Consider the following 19,820-nt stretch of genomic DNA (forward strand, 5'->3'; position numbering starts at 1 on the left):
ACGATACGCTGAAAGTGGTCATGACGTTCACAGCGGTGGCAGAAGGCGCTATGCTGGTCCTTTTGCGAACATGCAACCCTTGGAGAACGGCCCAGTATGTACAAGAACGTCTGCCTTGCCAGCCTGTTGCTGGCCTCATCCACTGTGCTGGCTGCCGCATCTGCTCCGGCGCCGACTTCGGCGCCCAGCGAAGTTGCCGTCAACGCGGCCAAGTATGCGGTGGCCACCTACCGCAATGACGTCATCGATACGCTGGCCAAGCTGGTGAGCTTCAATACGGTGGCGGACCCGCGCTACCCGTCGGACCAGAACCCGGTGCATGGCGCGTTCAAGGCCGCGCTCAAGGCAGAAGCCGAGCGCATGGGGCTCGACTACACCGATTACGGCTGGACGGTCGTCATCGGCCTGGGCCAGGGCCTTGAACGCGTCGGCATCGTCACGCATGGCGACGTGCAGCCGGTCGACCCGACCAAGTGGAAAAAGTCGCCGTTCGTGCTGGACCGCACGAGCGAGCCGGGCAAACTGCTCGCGCGCGGCGCCGAGGACGACAAGGGGCCGATCGCCACCGCGCTGTATGCCATGAAGACGATCCGCGACCGCCAGATTCCGCTTACCAAGCGTATCGAGCTGTACGTGTACATGGGCGAGGAATCCGACTGGGGCCCCCTGACCGAATTTCTCAAGACGCACGTGCCGCCGCAGATGAGCATCACGCTCGACGCCGAATATCCGGTGGTGACGGCGGAGAAGGGCGGCGGCACGGTGGCCGTGACGATCCCGAAGGCCGGCGCGCAGGCGCCGCTCGAAGGCGACGCCTACATCGCCGCGTTCGCGGGCGGCTCGTTCAACACGCAGATTCCGGAAGACGCCGAAGCGCTAGTGGCCAACGCGACGCCGCAGATCGAAGCGCAGATCCGCGCGCGCGGCGCGCAGCACGAGGGCATGACCTACACCTACACCTGGCAGGGCAAGGACCTGGCGGTGCGCGCCAAGGGCGTCTCGGCCCACTCGTCCAAGCCGCAGGAGGGCGTGAACGCGGTGAGTATGCTGGCCGATGCGCTGGCCGTGCGGCCGTGGGCCAACACGACCGCCGGGGGCACCGTGAACTACCTCAACGAGATGGTGGGCACCGGCTACTACGGCGAGAAATTCGGCAGCGGCGCCGGCAATATCGCCTACCGCGACAAGTTCATGGGCCCGCTGACGTTCAAGCCGACCGTGATCCGCCAGCTGGACGACGGCATCGAGGTGGCGATCAATCTGCGTCGCCCGCAAGGCAAGACGGGCGCGCAGTTGACCGACGAGATCAACGCGGCACTGAGCCAGTGGCAGGCGCGCCAGGTCCCGCTCACCAACATCAAGGTCGGCATGCGCGACCCGTGGGTGCTGAACGATGCGCCGCAGGTGCCGACGTTGCTGGCGACCTTTGCCTATTTCACCGGCATGAAGGATGCGAAGCCCGTTGCCATCGGCGGTGGCACCAATTCGCGGCTGTTCCCGAATACTGTCAGCTTTGGTCCGTCGATGCCGGGCAAGAAGTATTCAGGACACTCGGAGCATGAGTTCATCACGACGAAGCAACTGCTGCTGAACCTGCAGATGTACACGGCGGTGCTGGTCGAGCTGGCGCGCTGAGCTGGTGGCCTGGTTGCAGGCGCGCTCGAACGCGGTATTTGCCACGGCTGGCCTGTAGGGCTGCTTCTTGCCAGCTAGTGTAAAAACTTCTAATTTTTGCGTAGGCGCGGGACTACAATATCCTTGCCGTGGAGCGCCTTTGCTGGTGCTCTCCCTTGTGAATCATCGTTGTATGCCGAGGGCGGTATCTTCCCGATACAGCCACAGTATTGTCGCCTGGAAAAGTCCATAGTTCCCGGTAGAAAATGTGGCAAATACAGCATGTTAGGATCGGCAAGGAGCCATGCTCCTGCAGCCGTGAGCGCATGAATGCGTCGATGTTGGCGTGCGCGCTCGCGCCGGATGTGACCGAACCTTATTGATTGCCATGCACAGTAAAGAACTCAAAAAACCGGACGGACGCAACCTTACCCTCTACAGCAACGGACCCATTCCGGACGATCTGGTCGCACCCAGCCCGTTCCCGGATCCGCAGCACGCGAACCCGCACCTGCGCTGGCATCCGCTGCGCGGCGAGTGGGTGACCTACGCGGCCTTCCGCCAGAACCGCACCTACCAGCCGCCGCCCCAGTACAACCCGCTGGCGCCGACGATCGACCCCGCCAATCCTACTGAAATGCCAGCCGGCGACTACGAGATCGCCGTGTTCGACAACCGCTTCCCGTCGCTGGCGCTCGAGTCGCACGATCCGCCATCGGTGACGGTGCAGACCGCGCCGGCCAATGGCCAGTGCGAAGTGGTCGTGTTCACGCAGGACCCGAATACGGCGCTGGCCCACCTGCCGCTGTCGCGCATCGCGCTGTTGCTGCAGGTCTGGGGCGACCGCACCACGCGCGTGGGCAGCCTTGCCCACATCCAGTACGTGCTGCCGTTCGAGAACCGTGGCGCCGAAGTGGGCGTTACGCTGCACCATCCGCATGGCCAGATCTATTCATACCCGTTCGTGCCGTCGGTGCCGGCGCGCATGCTTGCGCAAGAGCGCGAGTACTACCAGCAGCACGGTTCGAGCATGTTGTGCGACATGGCGCGCGACGAAGCCGCGGATGGCAAGCGCGTGCTGTACGAGGACGATTTCGCGATTGCTTTCGTGCCGGCCTGCGCGCGTTATCCGTACGAGGTGTGGGTGATGCCGACCGCGCCATGCAAGGATTTCGCCGCGCTCACGCCCCCACAGCGCGACTCGCTGGCGCGTGCGCTCAAGACCGTACTGCTCAAGTACGAAACCCTGTGGAACCGCCCGTTCCCGTACCTGATGGCGTGGTACCAGGCGCCGACCGACGGCGCCGAGCATCCCGAGACGCAGTTGCACGCGCAGTTCTATCCGCCGTACCGCACGCGTGACCGTCTGAAATACCTGGCCGGCACCGAGCTGGCTGCCGGCATGTTCGCGATGGACGTGCTGCCCGAGACCACGGCCTACGAATTGCAGCAGGTCGAGATCGACCTGGAGGAGAGCGCATGACGGACATCGATATGCGCGCCCAGGAGGTCGCCGACAAACTTGCGCTGCTGCGCGCCACCCTTGCCGCCAGCGGCGCCGGCGCCGTGCGCCTGCGCGGCACCGACTGGTTCGCGTGGGTTACCGCAGGCGGCTCCAACGCCGTGCTGCACACGACCGACACGGGCATTGCCGAAGTGTTGATCACGCCGGGCGACGCCTGCGTGCTGACCGACCAGATCGAGGGCGAGCGCCTGCGCCTTGAAGAAGTGCCGGCCGGGTTCAGCTTTCATATCGAACCGTGGGCCGAGCCCGAGCTGCGCGAACATTTCGTGCTGGCCGCGGCCGAGGGCCGGCCGGTGCTGTCGGACCGTCCGCGAGCGGACGAACTGCCGTTGCCGCTGCCGCTCCGTCAGCGCAAGCTGGTGCTGGGCGAAGCCGAACAGGCCCGTTACCGCCTGCTGGGGCGCGAAGCGGCCGAAGCAATGACCGAGGTACTGCACCGCGCCCGGCCCGACTGGACCGAGCAGCAGCTGGCCGGCGCTGGCGCCGACGCGCTGTGGCGCCGCGGCATCCATCCGGCGCTGGTGCTGGTGGCCGGCGCGCGGCGCCTGCCGCTGTTTCGCCATGCGACGCCGTCGCACGAGCCGATCGGCGAGCGCGCCATGCTCGTGTTCTGCGCGCGCCGGCACGGCCTGTATGCCAACCTGACGCGCTTCGTCAGCTTTGGCGGTACAGGTTCGGCGCCCACGGCCCAGCGCGCGCTGATGGCGCTCGAGGCCACCGGCCTGGCGGCCGTGGTGCCGGGCAAATCGCTGTCGTCGGTGTACCACGCGCTGGCCCAGGCCTATCACCACGCCGATGTCGAGGACGCGATCCGCGAGCACCACCAGGGCGGCATCACCGGCTACCTGGCGCGCGAGATCGTGGCCACGCCCAGCACGGCCACGCAGCTCGAACAGGGCATGGCATTTGCGTTCAATCCAAGTTATAACGGTATGAAGATCGAAGACACGTTCCTGCTCGGCCCCGACGGACTCGAAAACCTGACTTTCGACCCGGCCTGGCCGTCGGTGGACATTGGAGGCCGTCAGCGGCCGCTCTGGCTGGAGGTGGACGCATGACCATCACGACCGATACCTTCTTTGGCGGCGCGCCCGAAGTGAACGCCTCGGCGCCGGGGCGCGTGAACCTGCTGGGCGAACACACCGACTACAACGATGGCTTCATGCTGCCGGTGGCCACGCCGCAGCGCACGCTGGTGGCCATGAGCCGCAGCGGCGACGACCATTTCCATTTTTATTCACCCAACTTCGACGCGACCGTCACGTTCGCGAAGGACAGCAGCGCGCCGCAGGGCTTCGGCAGCTATATCGAGGGCTGCATCCGCCTCGTGCAGGCCGAAGGCATCGAGGTGCCGCCACTGCGCGTGTACGTCGAGACCGATTTGCCGGTGGGCTCGGGCCTGTCGTCGTCGGCCGCGCTCGAAGTGGCCACGCTGCGCGCCATGCGCGCGCTGCTGGGGTTCGAGCTCGACGACGTCAAGCTGGCGCGCATCGCCCAGCGCGCCGAGATCGAATACGCGCACGTGAACTGCGGAATCATGGACCAGATGGCCTCGAGCCTGGCCGATGAAACCAATATGCTGTTCATCGATGCGCGCACGCTTGAGCATCACTTGTCGGCGCTGCCGCCCGACACTGAACTGATCGTCATCGATTCGGGCGTGGCGCGCACGCTGGCGGCCAGCAAGTACAACGAGCGCCGCGCCGAATGCGAAGAAGCTTCGCGCATCCTGGGCGTGACGGCGCTACGCGACGTCGTCGACGCTGCATCGGTCGAGACGCTGCCGTCACCGCTGCGCGAACGGGCCCGCCACGTAGTGCACGAAAACCTGCGCGTGCTCGAAGCCGCCAAGGGCGTTGACGCTGAACGCTTTGGCGAACTGATGAACGCATCGCATGCGAGTCTGCGTGACGATTACGAAGTCTCGATCCCCGCGCTCGACGTCTTGTGCGAGGCGCTGCGCGCAGCGCCCGGCGTACTGGGCGCGCGCCTGACCGGCGCCGGCTTTGGCGGCGCCTGCGTCGCCCTGTGCCGCAAGGGGCAGGCGCAAGAAGCAGCCGCCACCGCGCTGGCGGCGTATCAAGACCATCATGGACCAGGCAATGACGTCCAGGGACGTATCCTGATTCCGGTGCCAACTGACAGAAAGGACAAGAATGAATCAGTTTGAATATCCGCGTCCACAACTGGTGCGCGACCAGTGGCAGAACCTGAACGGCACATGGCAGTTCTGCTTCGATGACGAAGGGCACTACACGCTACCGTCGGACGTGAAGGAATGGACGCACGAGATCACCGTGCCGTTTGCGCCGGAGACCGCGATGAGCGGTATCGAAGACACGGGCTTTCACCGGTTCGTCTGGTACCAGCGCGAATTCGAGGTGATGCCCATGGAAGGGCGCACGATCCTGCACTTCGGCGCGGTCGACTACAGCGCGCGCGTGTGGGTCAATGGCCAGCTGGTGGTCGAGCACGAAGGCGGTCATACGCCATTCTCGGCCGACATCTCCGGCACCCTGAACGCGGATGGCAAGCAGGTCGTCACGGTCTGGGTCGAAGATGATCCGGCCGATCTGGCCAAGCCGCGCGGCAAGCAGGACTGGCTGCTCGATGCGCACTCGATCTGGTACCCGCGCACCACCGGCATCTGGCAGACGGTATGGATCGAGCAGGTCTCGCACACGTATATCCAGAAACTGCGCTGGACGCCGGTTTTCGAGACCTACGAAATCGGCTGCGAGGTGTTCGCCACCGGCGATATCCAGGAAGAGCTGTTTGTCGAAGTCAAAATCTGGAATGGCGACCAGTTGCTGGCCGACGATTACTACAAGCTGCTCAATGGTGAGGCGAACCGCAAGATCGCGCTGTCCGACCCGGGCATCGACGACTCGCGCAATGAAATTTTGTGGAGTCCGGAACGTCCCACCCTGCTCGACGCCGAGGTGACCTTGCGCGCGGGTGACGTGGTGCTCGACCGCATCCGCTCGTACACGGCGCTGCGCTCGGTGTCGATCAACCGCGACCGCTTCATGCTCAATGGCCGTCCGTACCAGCTGCGCCTGGTGCTGGACCAGGGATACTGGCCGGAATCGTTCATGACGGCGCCGTCCGATGCGCACCTGAAGCGCGACGTCGAACTGGCCAAGCAGATGGGCTTCAATGGCGTGCGCAAGCACCAGAAGATCGAGGACCCGCGCTTTTTGTACTGGGCCGACAAGCTGGGCCTGATGGTGTGGGAAGAAATGCCATCGGCCTACCGCTTCAGCCCGCGCGCGATCACGCGCATGGTCAAGGAGTGGACCGAGGCGATCGAGCGTGACTACAGCCACCCGTGCATCATCGTCTGGGTGGCCTTCAACGAGTCGTGGGGCGTGCCGAACCTGACGCTCACGCAGGCGCATCGCAACGCCGTCGAGGCGCTGTACCACCTGACGCGCACGCTCGACTCGACGCGCCCGGTGATCGGCAACGATGGCTGGGAAGCGTCGGCCACCGACATCCTGGGCATCCACGACTACGACAGCGATCCCGAGAAGGTGCTGGCGCGTTACGCCGTCACCGATCCGGTGCGCACGCTGTTCGATCAGCGCCGGCCTGGTGGCCGTATCCTGACGCTCGATGGCTTCCCGCATCGTGGCCAGCCGATCGTGCTGACGGAATTCGGCGGCATCGCCTACGATCCGAAACAGACGCCCAATCCCGACGAAACCACGTGGGGCTACAGCCGCGCGCACACGGCCGAAAGCTATCTGAAGCAGTACCGGCGCCTGCTGCAGGTGGTCAATGAGACGTTCATGTTCAGTGGTTTCTGCTATACGCAATTCACGGACACGTTCCAGGAAGCCAATGGCTTGCTGAACGCCGACCGCTCGCCGAAACTGCCGCTTGAGGTGATCAGCGCCGCCACGCGCAATATTCCCCTGTTCCAGCGTGCGCTGGAAGAGGGCAAGGATCCTGCCACGCCGTAACGCTGCTCAGGGGGCAGGTGCGGTACGGCCTGGCCACTGAGGTTTCACCGGGCCACATGACGCGCAGGCGCATGTGGCCTTTGTACGTGTGCATGCGGTCAGCGCCGGATCGCGCCGTCGGTCACATTGATGCGCTCGCCGCTGCGAAAGTCGGGGGTGCCGGTGCTGGTGATCACCTCGGTGCTGCCATCGTCCATTCGCACCGTAACGCGGTAGGCCTTGGCAGCACCGGCGCTGTCTGTTGCGCCGGCTGTGCCGCTGGTGCCCACGGCCGCGTCGCCTTTGCTCACGCCACCCGGGACAGGAAGGGGGGCGATAGACAGCACCGTACTATTGGGCGCTGGCGCGCGCGCAGACGCGGCGGCGGGCTGGTCGCCACGCTCGTCCTGCATGCCGGCGCTGCCCGAGCCGGTGGCGCCCTTGCTGCCGGATGTGCCTGCACTGGCCGACGAGATGGCCGGGCTGGGCAAAATGCGTTCCACGTCGCCGCTGCTACTGGCGACATCATCGGTACGGTTGCTTGTTGCGCTGCTGGCCATGTGGCCGGCGCCGCCGGTGGCGGCGCAGCCCGATACGGCGAGCACGACCGCCAGTACGCCCGCCGTGGCCACGCTCTGGTGCGATTGCTTCATGTTCAACTCCTCGTAGTGGTAGTAGGGATGTGACGATGCTGCGCCACGAGGATAAGAGGCGAAAAGCGCATCAGCGTTCCAGCTGTCGCGTCAGGAAGGTAGTTGGATCAAGCAGGCTGGCCGTGGCGGGAACCCAGGCGGGCAAAGGCGGTCAGCGCGCCCGTTCCGGCGCAGCGCGCAACGCGTGCGGCATCGGGACGCGCGCAAGCAGCACGGCCAGTACCGTGGCCGCGACAGTGGCCGCGCTGACGTCGACCAGCCAGTCGTGCACCGCGCCCGAGCGGTAGGGCAGGAAATGCTGCACGCACTCGTCAAAGGCACCCATCAGCGCGATGGCGAGCACTGCCTTGAGCGCACGTTGCAACCCGCTCCCGGTGCTGCCAAGGAACCACAGCGTCGCGAGAGCGGCATAGGCCAGGCTGTGCAGGACGAGCCCGGACGCGAATTCGCCCACCTCGGCACGCGCACCGGGGACCGAGCCGGCGATCACGATGCCGGCAAAAATGATCAGTGCGGCAGCGTGCATGGCACGGCGCAAACGACGTTCAGCGTACAGCAGGGGCGACAGGGCAAGCATGGCAGGGCGGGGCGGTGACGGGGCAAACGTCAACGTTACCATGTCGTGCACACCTTGTGTGCCGGATCTTGCCGCGCCGGCTACCCAGCAGGCGCCGGGCGCACACGCGCTTCAGATGGTGAGTGCTGGCGCGCCGTCGGCGTAATGGGCATCGAAACAGCTGGCGCAGTCGGCACAGAACAGATGCGCCACGCGGACGCTCGCCTGTCGCAACACGAGTTTCAGGTGCGAGCGCCGGCACTTGGGACACACTTCGCGGACATTGCCGAAGGTGAGCAGATTGAGGGGCGCGCTGTCGTGATCGACATGGTCGACCACGGCGCGTGGGTTGAGTTCGCTGAGGATGAGGTCGCTTGTGGAATGATTGCGACGGCAACTGTCTGGCGAAAGCGATGTTTCTGGTACACGTAAACTCATCGGACGATCTCCCGTGGTCGTTTCGTTGTACGCGGCCGCCACCCGGCTGGACAAGGTGGGGCGTCGCAGCTTCATGATAGCCCTATTGAAGACGGCTTCAAGCACATAGACAATATTTTCTGGTCCGAGTTGCCACACTGCCCAAAAAAAATGCCCGCGCGAGGCGGGCATAACCCGAGATCGGGCCAAGAGTGCGGAAACCGGGTTGGTGTGCAGCGCACGGAGCGCTCCACACCTGCTGGCACCACGCATATCGGTTACGTGTGTGTCAGGTGCGTTTGAGTATAGGCAGGGATTGTGACGGGTCAGTGACCGTCGTCAAGGTTCGGACGGAACAGTAGGAAATGTGATGACAGAATTGGGCTTGAGACAATACGGCCGCAAATGACGTGGGCCGCGCAAACCGTCCAGGCAAAAAAAAAGCCCGCTGGGCGGGCTTGAAACTATTTTCTTGGAGGAGAATAGTGGAGACAGGTGTAACTATAGGGATTCACTGACCCGGCGTCCAATTGCGTTTTCGGATACCAGACATGTGATCCGTCAATATCTCTGTTTTGGCGCTGCTGACGTGTCAATCGCGCACGGGCACCGTGTAGTTCAGTGCCATGCGGCCGCCATCGGCATACAGGGTCTGGCCGGTCATGTACGACGCGTCGTCGCTGGCCAGGAAGGCGGCGATCGACGCGACTTCTTCCGGTTCGCCACACCGGCCCAGCGGGGTGCGCGACAGGATCGTGTGACGCGCTTCCGGGCTGCCCAGCACCGCCTTTTTCGCCAGCTCGGTCAGGATCGTGCCTGGGCCGATGGCGTTCACGCGAATGTCGTACTGGGCCAGCGCGATGGCCGCCACGCGCGTGAGCTGGTTGACGCCACCTTTCGAGATCACGTACGGCACCTGGTTCGGAATCGTCAGCTCGGCGTTCACACTCGACATATTGATGATGCAGCCGCCTTCACCGCGCGCCACCATGTCGCGCGCCGCTGCCTGGCTGCACAGGAACATGGATTTCAGGTTGATGCGCAGCACGCGGTCGAAATCGTCCTCGTGCAGGTCGAGAAATTCGGCGGCGTGGGTCACGCCGGCATTGTTGATCAGGATATCGATGCGGCCGAATGCGGCCAGCGTGGCCGCGATCATCGCATCGACCTCGACCTTCATGCCGACATCGGCGCGGTAGGCCCGGGCTGCGTCGCCCAGGCTGGCGGCGGCTTGCTCGACTTCGGGCCGGATATCGACGAGCATGACGCGCGCGCCTTCGCGCACGAGGCGCTCGGCGCAGGCCAGGCCGATGCCCTGACTGGCCCCGGTGACGATGGCGATCTTCTGGTGTAGTTTCATGGCGGGCTTTCGACGCTGTGGCAAAAGCCGCCATTTTAACCACCCGCGCCAGCGCTCCAGGGGTGATGGAAGAAAAACTTCCATTCATGTGTAAGTTTTTCCCGCAGCAACGTACTACATGATCCATCGCCCCTTCAATGAGAACGAGATGAACTGGAAACACTTCGCATTTGCCCTTACGGTCCTGAGCTATCACTGCATGGCGTCGGCGCTGCCGCTCGGCCATCTGTCGCGGCCAATCGAGCGGGTCGGGTGCTGCGCACCGGCGCCTGCATGTGTCGTGCTACGTCACCAGGATGAGCGGATGTCGGCATGAAGATGCGCGGGGCGCAGGATGCCACGTTTGCCCGCGTGGTCGCGGAACATGGCCCCATGCTGGCGCGCTTCGCGGCCAGTTTCGAGCGAAATCGCCACGCCCGGGAAGACCTGGTGCAGGATATTTTGCTCGGCGTGTGGCAGGCGCTGCCTGCGTTTCGGGGCGACGCGAGTCTCAAGACCTACATCCTCGGCGTGGCGCACCGGCGCTGCGCCTCGCATGTGATGCGCGAGGTGGCGCAGCCGCGCCATGAGCAACTCGACGACGAGTGGGTTGATGGCCAGCCGGGTCCTGAAGCGCTGGCAGGCCTGAACCAGCAGCAAACGCGTCTCTTGAGCGCGCTGCGCGACTTGCCTGTCGGCCAGCGCCAACTGGTGGTGCTGGCGCTCGAAGGTCTGCACTACGACGAGATCGCCCACTTGCTCGGCATTACGGTGGGGAATGTGGGCGTGCGCCTGAACCGGGCCCGGGCAGCGCTCAAAGAACAACTGGAGGAACGATGACCGAGCAGGACGAATGGGCGAGTTTGCAGGATGCGTGGGGCGCAAGCCGGCCTGCCAGCGCCATGCCCGACGTGGGCCTGATGATTGCCCGTGCGCGGCGCGAACGCCGCATGACGGTGCTGGTGCTGGTAGGCGAATGGGCGATGATGATCGTGGGCGCGGCAGTTCTTGCGGCACACTGGCAGCGTGTCGCGACCAACGGCTACGAGACACTGTGGCTGGGGTTCCAGACGCTGCTCATGGGCGTCATCATGGTCGTTTATACCTGGACGCGCCTGGCTGCCCTGCATGAGCCGACGGGAACGAGCCTGCGCAACTGGCTGGCGCTGCGCCGCCGGCGTGCGCAGCTCGGTTTGCGCCTGGCGCGCGTCACACGCTGGACGACGCTTGCCTTGTTGCCGGCGCCGGTAATCGTGCTTGCCATGGCGCGCAGCACCCAGGCCGGCATCACCGGGCTGGTGACAACGACGCTGGTGCTGGCGGGAGGGTGGTGGTGGGCGCAGCGCAAGCGCGCCCGCATGAATGCCGAGATTGCCGAGGTCGACGCCCTGGCGCTGGAATGGCTGGATGAACCGCCCGGCCCATCGGGCCAGACGTCTACAGCATGATGGGCCGGTCGGGCAATTCGTTGGTGCGCTCTCCGCTGGCCGGGAAGTGCTGGTGCAGCAGGTCGTTGACCTGCGCTACCGCCGCCAGCGTGGCGTCATGGAAGTGCCCGTTCTTGAAGCCTGCCGTCATTGTGCGGCACACGGCCTGCCAGGTGGCGGCGTCGATCTTGCGGTCGATGCCACGGTCGGCCACGATGTCGATCTTGTGCTCGGCCATGTTCACGTAGATCAGCACGCCGCAATTGTCTTCGGTGTCCCAGACTCCATGGTCGGCGAACAGCGCAAGCGCACGCTGGCGGTTGGTGACGTCATCCCAGGCGTCCTCGAAGGGCAGGGCCTTTTCGACGATGAGGCGGACTTCGCCGCGGTGCGTGCGTTCACCTGCATCGATCGCCTGGGCAATGGCCATCAGTGTCGTTTCAGGAAACGCGCGCCGCGCCTCGGCGGCGCTGCTGGTGGCATGGCGCCACGTGCGTGCGATTTTGTGTGCGATCGATCCCATTACCAGTCTCCCGAGGCGCCGCCGCCATCAAAGCTGCCGCCACCGCCTGAAAAACCACCACCACCTGAAAAACCGCCGCCACCACCACCAGAGCTGCGCCCACCACCGTTGAGTATGCCGCCGATAATAGCGCCCAGTACCAAATCGCCCGCTGAGTTGCCCGAGCTGGAACGGCTGCGGCGGCTGGCACCATTTAGGTTGCCGGCGGCCTTGCGACGGCCCGTCGCGATGGTGCCCGCTACCCCGCCAAACACGGCCAGGCCAGCGAAGAAGACGAGTCCGGCGACGAAGGCATATTTGACGAAATCACTCTCCACTCCCTGCTCTGGTGCGCGCGCAGGGGCCGGGAAGGCTTCCTGGTTCAGCAGCGTGGCGATGGCGCCCACGCCGGCTACCAGGCCTTCGTAATAATGTTGTTCCCGGAAATGCGGCGCGATCACGTCCTGCAGGATGCGCTTGGATTGGGCGTCGGTCAGCACGCCCTGTACGCCACGGCCGGCTTCGATACGCAGGCGGCGCAGCGCCGACGGGTTGCCGGGTGCGACCACCAGCAGCACGCCATCGTCGACACCCTTGCGGCCGAGTTTCCAGGCATCGGTGACGCGGATGCTGTAGGCCTCGATGGCTTCGGGTTCGGTCGATTTCACGAGCAGCACGGCGATCTGGCTGCCCGTCTTGGCTTCGTAGTCGGCCAGCACGGATTCCAGGCGCTGACGCTGGGTGGCGTCGAGCATGCCGGCCTGGTCAGTTACGCGCGTCGTGAGCTTCGGCACCTCCTTGAGCTGGGCATGGGCTGGCGCTGCACCGGCGAGCAGGGTTGCCAGTGCGAACAGGAGCGTGGAGAACAAGCGCAGGAAGGCCCTCATCGCCAGCCTTACTTGCCGAAGTCGACTGCTGGTGCGGTCGAGATCGCTTTTTCATTCTCCACCGTGAACGATGGCTTGGTCTCGTAGCCGAACACCATGGCGGTCAGGTTCTTCGGGAACTGACGCACCGTCACGTTGTAATCCTGGACCGACGCGATATAGCGCTGGCGGGCCACCGTGATGCGGTTCTCGGTGCCTTCGAGCTGCGAGGCCAGGTCACGGAAGCTGGTATCGGCTTTCAGGTCCGGGTATTTTTCGGAGACCACCATCAGGCGCGACAGCGCGCTCGACAGTTCACCCTGCACCTGCTGGAACTTCTGGAACGCTTCCGGGTTGTTCAGCACTTCCGGGGTGATCTGGAAGCTGGTGGCCGAAGCGCGGGCGCGCGTCACGGCTTCGAGCGTTTCACGCTCGTGCGAGGCATAGCCCTTGACGGTGTTGACCAGGTTCGGGATCAGGTCGGCGCGGCGCTGGTACTGGTTGACCACTTCGCTCCAGGCGGCCTTGGTCGCTTCATCCTTGGTCTGGAAATCGTTGTAGCCGCAGCCAGAGAGCAGGACGCCGGCGAGAATGGCGCTGCCGAGCAGGCGGGTCCAGCGGGAGATAAAGGTCGTAGTCATGGCAGTAAAGGTCCGTGCAAGTTGTCGAATAATCAAAATATACCTGAAACGGGCCGCAATTGGTGTTCCTGCAACCCCAAGGGGCAGGGGGCTGCGTGGCGGCGGGTACAATAATGGGTTTGCAATTATTCGGATACAAGGGGCTCGAAGTGACTTTCATTCAAAAACTGGCGGCTGCATGGACCCGCAACGATTCGCTTCTGTGTGTCGGCCTCGACCCGGACCTGGCGCGCTTCCCGGCGCACCTGGCCGGCCAGCCGGATGCGATCGTGCAGTTCTGCAAGGCCATCATCGACGCCACCGCTGACCTGGCGTGCGCCTTCAAGCCGCAAATTGCCTATTTCGCCGCACTGGGCGCCGAAGACCAGCTCGAGGAAATCTGCACCTATCTGCGTGAGACGTATCCACACATCCCGCTAGTGCTCGACGCCAAGCGCGGCGACATCGGCGCCACCGCGCACCAGTACGCGCGCGAAGCGTTTGACCGCTACGGCGCCGATGCGGTGACCGTCAATCCGTACATGGGCTTCGATTCGGTCGAGCCATACATGGCCTGGCCGGATCGCGGCGTGATCGTGCTGTGCCGCACGTCGAACGCGGGCGGCTCCGATCTGCAATTTCTGGACGTCGGCGGCCGCCCGCTGTACCAGCACGTGGCGCAACTGGTGGCCGACAAATGGAACCGCAATGGCCAGTGCGCGCTGGTGGTGGGCGCGACGTTCCCGGAAGAGATCGCGCAGGTGCGGGCGCTGGTGGGCGACATGCCGTTGTTGATTCCCGGCGTGGGCGCGCAGGGTGGCGATGTTGAAGCGACGGTCAGGGCAGGGCGCACGGCGGGCGGCGCCGGCATGATGATCAATTCGTCGCGTGCGATTTTGTATGCAACGCCGCAGGATGGCGAAGACTTCGCGCAGGCAGCGCGGCGCGTGGCGACGGAAACGCGCGACGCGATCAATGCGGCGCGTCACGCTGCATGATAAAAACATTGCGCCTAATGGCCAAATGGCCTAATGCCGGTAGGGTGGAAGGCCAGCCGTCCACCCTACGTATCGCTGACCATCAGTGCAGTTCAGGCGCAATCATTTCTGCATAGTCATACAGGGCACCCAGAATCGCCTCGGCCCGCTCGTCGGCCGTCTCCGACAATGCATCGATCTCCTGGAACAGTTGATCGATGGTTCTGGCCGCGCCGGCGCCCTCGAACAGGCGCGCTGCGCGGTGCGCTTCCCAGGTCTGCATTTCTTCTTCCGACAGCGTCTCGGGGAAGTTGCGCGCCCGGTAGCGCAGCAGCAGTTCGTTGAGGCGCTCGTCGTCGAAGCTCACGCGCTTGCCGGTCAGTGCTGCCGGCTTTTGCATGCGGATCGATTCCAGCTGGCGCCGGTCTTCCTTACTGACGAAGCCGCCATACAGATCTTCATCCACATCGACCGGCGTGCCGGATGCCGGCTTTTGCAGCACCTGCGCCCAGACGGCGCGCAGGTCGGGACCGGCAGCGGCCAGCGCGGCGTGCGCGCGGCCCTGTTCGAGATCGATATCCCAGCGCGTGGCCAGTTCGGGCTGCAGCGTCTTGAGATTGGCCACCAGCATCGGCGACTTGTTCAGGTGCACGCTCTTGATCGGCAGGCGCGTGACGCCTTCCGGCAAGTCGTCGGTGCGCGTGAACATGCGCGTGCGGATCGTCTCGGCGTCCAGCCCAAACAGTTCGGACGGATCGTAGCGGCAATCCCAGACCAGGATTTCGTTCTTGTTGGTCGGGTGCTGCGCCAGCGGATAGACGAGGGCAAGGCAGCCGTGCTCGACCGGGAACATGCCGGACACGTGCAGGAACGGCTGGCGCGCCTCAGGGGCCTGGTGCAGGCCGATCTCGGCAGCGACGCGGTCCTTGCGGCGCAGCTCCAGGCAAAAGTCGAACAGGCGCGGCTGCTTGCTGCGGATCAGGCGCGCCAGCGCGATGGTGGCGCGCACGTCCGACAGCGCATCGTGCGCAGCCTCATGCGCCAGGCCGTTGGCAGCGCTCAGGTGTTCCAGTTTGAAGCTCGGCTTGCCATCGTCGCGGGTGGGCCACACGATGCCGTCCGGGCGCAGCGCATGCACCATGCGCACGACGTCGAGCAAGTCCCAGCGGCCGCAGTTGTGCTGCCACTCGCGCGCGTACGGATCGATCAGGTTGCGCCAGAACAGATAGCGCGTGACTTCGTCGTCGAAGCGGATCGTGTTGTAGCCGACGCCGATCGTGTCGGGCTGGCTGAACGCGGCTTCGATCTGGCGTGCGAACTCGTGCTCGGGCACGCCGTGTTCGAGGCAGTGCTGCGGCAGGATGCCGGTGATCAGGCACGATTCCGGATCGGGCAGGAAGTCGTTGGCCGGCTGGCAGTACAGCATGATCGGTTCGCCGATCTCGTTGAGTTCAGCGTCGGTGCGGATCGCGGCGAACTGGGCCGGGCGGTCGCGGCGCGGGGTCGCGCCAAAGGTTTCGTAGTCGTGCCAGAGGAAGGTATGCGGGCTCATGTCTTGTTGTTGTCTTGGCTGCAATCACAGCGTCGGCGACATGGTGGCACAGATGCGCCGTCCCGTCACGGCCCGGTGTCACGGTCCGTGCGGGACGGCGTTGGGCGCTAGTTGCAGACGCGGTTGCGTCCGGCTTCTTTCGCCCGGTAGAGGGCAGCGTCGGCAGCCGCCATCAGCGCGTATTCGTCGCCGTTCTCACCCAGGCTGGCCACGCCGAACGATGCGGTCAGGTGCGGCAGCTCCACGCGCATGTCGGTAAACACGACGGTGTCGCGCAAGCGCTGGCACAGGCGCTCGGCCACCATCGTGGCCAGTTCGATGCCGGTGTCGGGCAGCACGGCCAGCATTTCCTCGCCGCCGAAGCGCACTGCGAAGTCGGATGGGCGAAGTGCGTCGCGGATCAGGCTCGCGGCAGCCGACAGCGCCACGTCGCCGATGATGTGGCCGTGGGTATCGTTGAACTGCTTGAAGTGGTCCAGGTCGATCATGACGATCGACAGGCCGCTGCCGGTACGGGCCGCGCGCGCCGCCAGCTTCGGCAGCATGTCATTGAGCCAGGCGCGGTTGTACAGGCCCGTAAGCGGGTCGTTGAGCGATAGCTGGCGGTAGAACTCGCCAAGCTTCTGGCGCCGGCGCAGCAGCGCGTTTGTGGTGCGGATGCGGAACGACAGCAGGCGCAGCAGATTGCGCGCCAGCACGCTCGAGCGGTCGATCAGTGACCAGACGATGCTCGATTCGATCACCAGGAGCTCGCTGTCTTCCAGCGCCGTCATGGCCGCCAGGTTCGCGGCATCGTCCAGCACGGCCTGGTCGCCGACGCTTTCGCCCGGCAAGACGCGGGTGGTGCCGGTTTCATCGCCCGCGTGCGCGTCCGATTCGATTTCGAGCTGGCCCGAGAGAACGATATACAGATGCGCCTGGCCGCTGTCGTCGATGCGTTCGCCCTTCGGCACGCGCACGATGGCGCAGTCGGCCAGCATCGCGGCGACTTCGGGGTCGGTTTCGTCGCGAAACAGCTGCAAGTCGTTGATAGTGGTACGGCTGGTGCCGAAGGTGCCGATCTGTTCCAAGTGAGTCCTCAAGCGGTGTGCCGCGTTGGCATGCGTGATTGCATGTGTTATTACATCGACGGAATCATAGCCGATTGTGCCACTCCTGCGCGTTTGGCGAAACTTAAACCACCATGACCGACCTGTATGACACCTCCTACCACTGACCTCATCGATGCGTTGGGCCAGGCACATCTGCCCGCGCCCGGTGCACGTATCGTCTCTCTCGTACCATCGATTACCGAATTGCTGTGCGACCTGGGCCTGGCGCCGCAGCTCGTCGGCCGCACGGGTTTTTGCATCCATCCCAAGGACATTGTCGCCGCGATTCCCAAGGTCGGCGGCACCAAGGACGTCAATCTCGACAAAATTCGTGCGCTGGCGCCGACCCACGTGGTCGTCAATCTCGATGAAAACACGCGACCGACGTATGACGCGCTGGTGGAATTCGTGCCGCACGTGATCGTCACGCATCCGGTGACGCCGCAGGACAATCTGGCGCTGACCCGCCTGCTGGGTGGCATCTTCGGCATGCAGGATGCGGCCGAATCCTGGTCCACCGCCTTCACACAGGCATTGGCCGCGCTGCGTGCCCGGCCCGCCGGTCCATCACGCACGGTGCTGTACTGCATCTGGCAGGATCCGTGGATGAGCATCTCGGCCGAAACGTATATCGCTGCGATGCTGGCTGAACTGGGTTGGCGCGTGCCACAGCTGGGCGAAGACCGCTACCCGCGCTTCACGTGGTCGGACAGCCTGGTCGATGGCCTGGATGCCGTGCTGCTGTCGACCGAACCGTATCGTTTCACGCAGGCGCACGTGGACGCGCTGGAAAAACAGATCGGCATTCCCGTGCTGCTGGTCGATGGCGAAATGCTGTCGTGGTACGGCAGCCGCGCGCTGGCGGGGGTGAATTATCTGGAGACGTTGCGGGAACTATTAGAAGGCGCGCCGCGCTGAGTACTGGACAGCACGGCATGCTTGTTGCCCCTGCGCCCATGGCGGGCGCAGGGTCCTGCGGGCACTGATCAGTTATCGGTCAGGTGCTTGTCGGCAGTCGGGTCGATGTCGCCGTCAACGCTGACCACCGGGACGGCGGTATGGCGATGCTTGTCATGCAGGCGGCCGATGGTGCTGTCGAGCGCGCGGGCCAGTTTGCCGCTGGCGTTGTTGATCGCCTGGTGCAGGTCGTTCGCGTGATCGTGCACGACGATCGGGGCCACGCCGGCCAGGCGCGCTTCGAGCATGCAGTGGTTGCCGCCGTCCGCTTTCTTTTCCTTGTTCTCGTCGCTCAGGTGAACGTCGACGCGGGTCACTTGCTCGCTGAAACGACCGATGGAAGCGCGCAAGACGGTATCCACGTGCTCGTCCAGGCCTTGGTGCTTGGTGATGGTGTTATCGGTATTGACATTGATCTGCATGGATGGCTCCTGTAATCGTTATGGCTTTATCTTACACGTCCCGCGATTTTTACCGCGTCCGCTCGGCCAACCGTGCTCGGCCTGTCATAACGCCATCAGGCCACGTCCTTCTCACGCGCTTTCTCGTGATGCGGAAAACGGTCCATCCGCGACAGTACCGGGAACAGCATCGCCCACACGCCCGTCACGACCAGCGTCGCCACGCCGCCGAGCAAAATCGCCCGCGTCAATCCCAGCCAGCCGGCCGTGACGCCCGACTCGAATTCACCCAGTTCATTCGAGGCGCCGATGAACACCGAGTTCACGGCGCTCACACGCCCGCGGATATCGTCCGGCGTTTCATACTGCACCAGCAGATGGCGGATATACACGCTGACCATGTCGCCCACGCCAAGCAGGAACAACGCGCCGAAGGCAATCGCGACATGGTCGGTCAGGCCCAGCACGATCACGCACAGGCCGAACAGGGCGACGCCGCCGAACATCCAGGCGCCGACGCGGCGCGTGATCGGAAACATCACCAGCGCCACCGAACACAGGGCTGCGCCCATGCCCGGCGCGGTGCGCAGAAAGCCCAGGCCGGACGGCCCCACGCCCAGGATATCGTGCGCGTAGGCGGGCAGCAGGGCGGTTGCGCCGCCGAACAGCACCGCGAACAGGTCGAGCGAAATCGCGCCCAGCACGATCGGGCGCGAGCGCACGAAGCGCAGGCCTTCGAGCAGCGTGTGCCAGCTGACGGGCGCCTTGTTGATCACCTGCGCGATGGTGCGCGTGTTCGTCATCAAGAGCACCGCCAGCGCGAGGAGCGAGGCGGCCGTCATGTGCACCGTCTGCGGCCCCAGCACGTAGAGCAGGCCGCCGACGATCGGGCCGAGAATCATCGCCACGTGCATCGTCGACGAGCCCAGCGCCACCGCCTGACTGAAGTCGCGGTCCGGCACCAGGTTCTTGAGCACCGCTTGCGAAGCCGGCATCATGAAGGCGCGCGCGCTGCCGAACAGGACCAGGATCGCGAACACCGGCCACACGGTCGTGCTGCCACTGGCCGTGAAGGCAATCAGCATCGCGCTGCACAGCAGTTGCACGGCCATGCAGCACAACACGATCAGGCGCCGGTTGTAGCGGTCGGCCACGTGGCCGGCCCACAGGATCAGCACCAGGAACGGCGCGAACTGCGCCAGGCCGATCAGGCCCAGGTCAAACAGGCTGCCGGTGATCTGGTACACCTGCCAGCCGATCGCCACGCTCTGCATCTGCACGGCGAAGGTGGCAAGAAAGCGCGCCGACAGGTAGAACGCCAGGTTACGGTTGCGCAGGACACCCAGGCGCCCAGTCGGTGAGATCAGCGGCATGGG

Annotated in this window: 21 protein-coding genes; 10 read left to right on the plus strand and 11 right to left on the minus strand. The window is 64.7% G+C overall.

Annotated features, from left to right (window positions below):
- The first annotated feature begins 96 nt into the window (after positions 1–96).
- The 5 genes from AC56LY_RS02855 (at position 97) to AC56LY_RS02875 (ending at position 7,107) form a co-directional block, all read left to right on the plus strand.
- Complete coding sequence (locus AC56LY_RS02855) at positions 97–1,635, plus strand: dipeptidase (RefSeq protein ID WP_499576424.1); 1,539 nt, start codon at positions 97–99, stop codon at positions 1,633–1,635.
- Positions 1,636–2,002: 367 nt separating this feature from the next.
- Complete coding sequence (gene galT, locus AC56LY_RS02860) at positions 2,003–3,097, plus strand: galactose-1-phosphate uridylyltransferase (protein WP_499576426.1); 1,095 nt, start codon at positions 2,003–2,005, stop codon at positions 3,095–3,097.
- Positions 3,094–4,197 (plus strand): M24 family metallopeptidase, encoded by a 1,104-nt coding sequence (locus AC56LY_RS02865; RefSeq protein ID WP_499576428.1) that lies wholly within the window; start codon positions 3,094–3,096, stop codon positions 4,195–4,197. The genes galT and AC56LY_RS02865 overlap by 4 nt, the downstream gene beginning before the upstream one ends.
- Positions 4,194–5,309 carry a galactokinase gene (gene galK / locus AC56LY_RS02870; RefSeq protein ID WP_499576431.1) on the plus strand — a complete coding sequence of 372 codons (1,116 nt, stop codon included), beginning with the start codon at positions 4,194–4,196 and terminating at the stop codon, positions 5,307–5,309. Before AC56LY_RS02865 ends, galK begins: the two co-directional genes overlap by 4 nt.
- Positions 5,296–7,107, plus strand: coding sequence for a glycoside hydrolase family 2 protein (locus AC56LY_RS02875; RefSeq protein WP_499576435.1), 1,812 nt, complete (start codon positions 5,296–5,298; stop codon positions 7,105–7,107). Before galK ends, AC56LY_RS02875 begins: the two co-directional genes overlap by 14 nt.
- Positions 7,108–7,205: 98 nt before the next feature.
- On the opposite strand, the gene AC56LY_RS02880 is transcribed toward AC56LY_RS02875, so the two are convergent.
- The 4 genes from AC56LY_RS02880 to AC56LY_RS02895 all read right to left on the minus strand — a co-directional run bounded on the left by AC56LY_RS02880 (position 7,206) and on the right by AC56LY_RS02895 (position 10,072).
- A complete protein-coding gene (locus AC56LY_RS02880; protein WP_499576437.1) occupies positions 7,206–7,739 on the minus strand; it encodes a hypothetical protein in 534 nt (177 codons plus the stop codon).
- 151 nt (positions 7,740–7,890) lie between these two features.
- Positions 7,891–8,358 (minus strand): VanZ family protein, encoded by a 468-nt coding sequence (locus AC56LY_RS02885; protein ID WP_499576439.1) that lies wholly within the window; start codon positions 8,356–8,358, stop codon positions 7,891–7,893.
- A 69-nt stretch (positions 8,359–8,427) separates the two neighbouring features.
- Entirely contained in the window at positions 8,428–8,904 is a 477-nt protein-coding gene (locus AC56LY_RS02890) for a hypothetical protein (RefSeq protein ID WP_499576442.1), read from the minus strand.
- Positions 8,905–9,304: 400 nt separating this feature from the next.
- On the minus strand, positions 9,305–10,072 hold the full coding sequence (locus AC56LY_RS02895; protein ID WP_499576446.1) for an SDR family NAD(P)-dependent oxidoreductase: 768 nt from the start codon (positions 10,070–10,072) through the stop codon (positions 9,305–9,307).
- 118 nt (positions 10,073–10,190) lie between these two features.
- Between AC56LY_RS02895 and AC56LY_RS02900 the strand changes: the two genes are divergently transcribed.
- The 3 genes from AC56LY_RS02900 to AC56LY_RS02910 are packed head-to-tail and all read left to right on the plus strand — an operon-like array spanning position 10,191 to position 11,499.
- Entirely contained in the window at positions 10,191–10,388 is a 198-nt protein-coding gene (locus AC56LY_RS02900) for a hypothetical protein (RefSeq protein WP_499576448.1), read from the plus strand.
- The gene (locus AC56LY_RS02905) at positions 10,385–10,891 is read left to right on the plus strand and encodes an RNA polymerase sigma factor (RefSeq protein WP_499576450.1); all 507 of its coding nucleotides are present in this window, start codon (positions 10,385–10,387) and stop codon (positions 10,889–10,891) included. The genes AC56LY_RS02900 and AC56LY_RS02905 overlap by 4 nt, the downstream gene beginning before the upstream one ends.
- Positions 10,888–11,499, plus strand: coding sequence for a hypothetical protein (locus AC56LY_RS02910; protein WP_499576452.1), 612 nt, complete (start codon positions 10,888–10,890; stop codon positions 11,497–11,499). The genes AC56LY_RS02905 and AC56LY_RS02910 overlap by 4 nt, the downstream gene beginning before the upstream one ends.
- On the opposite strand, the gene AC56LY_RS02915 is transcribed toward AC56LY_RS02910, so the two are convergent.
- The 3 genes from AC56LY_RS02915 to AC56LY_RS02925 are packed head-to-tail and all read right to left on the minus strand — an operon-like array spanning position 11,489 to position 13,487.
- Positions 11,489–12,001: a TPM domain-containing protein gene (locus AC56LY_RS02915; RefSeq protein ID WP_499576455.1), complete on the minus strand. Its 513-nt coding sequence runs from the start codon at positions 11,999–12,001 to the stop codon at positions 11,489–11,491. The two genes, AC56LY_RS02910 and AC56LY_RS02915, sit on opposite strands and share 11 nt — an antisense overlap.
- On the minus strand, positions 12,001–12,867 hold the full coding sequence (locus AC56LY_RS02920) for a TPM domain-containing protein (protein WP_499576458.1): 867 nt from the start codon (positions 12,865–12,867) through the stop codon (positions 12,001–12,003). Before AC56LY_RS02920 ends, AC56LY_RS02915 begins: the two co-directional genes overlap by 1 nt.
- A gap of 8 nt (positions 12,868–12,875) precedes the next feature.
- The gene (locus AC56LY_RS02925; RefSeq protein WP_258836249.1) at positions 12,876–13,487 is read right to left on the minus strand and encodes a LemA family protein; all 612 of its coding nucleotides are present in this window, start codon (positions 13,485–13,487) and stop codon (positions 12,876–12,878) included.
- Positions 13,488–13,636: 149 nt separating this feature from the next.
- Between AC56LY_RS02925 and pyrF the strand changes: the two genes are divergently transcribed.
- Positions 13,637–14,464 (plus strand): orotidine-5'-phosphate decarboxylase, encoded by an 828-nt coding sequence (pyrF, locus tag AC56LY_RS02930; protein WP_499576461.1) that lies wholly within the window; start codon positions 13,637–13,639, stop codon positions 14,462–14,464.
- Positions 14,465–14,546: 82 nt separating this feature from the next.
- On the opposite strand, the gene sbcB is transcribed toward pyrF, so the two are convergent.
- The gene (gene sbcB, locus AC56LY_RS02935) at positions 14,547–15,995 is read right to left on the minus strand and encodes an exodeoxyribonuclease I (protein WP_499576464.1); all 1,449 of its coding nucleotides are present in this window, start codon (positions 15,993–15,995) and stop codon (positions 14,547–14,549) included.
- Between the two features lie 107 nt (positions 15,996–16,102).
- A complete protein-coding gene (locus AC56LY_RS02940; protein WP_499576467.1) occupies positions 16,103–17,065 on the minus strand; it encodes a GGDEF domain-containing protein in 963 nt (320 codons plus the stop codon).
- A 126-nt stretch (positions 17,066–17,191) separates the two neighbouring features.
- Here AC56LY_RS02940 and AC56LY_RS02945 point away from each other — a divergent pair, with 126 nt between their 5' ends.
- Positions 17,192–18,004 carry a helical backbone metal receptor gene (locus AC56LY_RS02945; protein WP_499576471.1) on the plus strand — a complete coding sequence of 271 codons (813 nt, stop codon included), beginning with the start codon at positions 17,192–17,194 and terminating at the stop codon, positions 18,002–18,004.
- A gap of 68 nt (positions 18,005–18,072) precedes the next feature.
- Here AC56LY_RS02945 and AC56LY_RS02950 read toward each other — a convergent pair whose 3' ends face one another.
- Together AC56LY_RS02950 and AC56LY_RS02955 are read right to left on the minus strand one after the other, a co-directional pair.
- A complete protein-coding gene (locus AC56LY_RS02950) occupies positions 18,073–18,465 on the minus strand; it encodes an HPF/RaiA family ribosome-associated protein (protein ID WP_183549853.1) in 393 nt (130 codons plus the stop codon).
- Positions 18,466–18,560: 95 nt separating this feature from the next.
- Positions 18,561–19,817, minus strand: coding sequence for an MFS transporter (locus AC56LY_RS02955; RefSeq protein WP_499576475.1), 1,257 nt, complete (start codon positions 19,815–19,817; stop codon positions 18,561–18,563).
- Between the last annotated feature and the right edge of the window lie 3 nt (positions 19,818–19,820).

Source organism: Telluria sp. ZT3P25 (genome assembly GCF_059685895.1).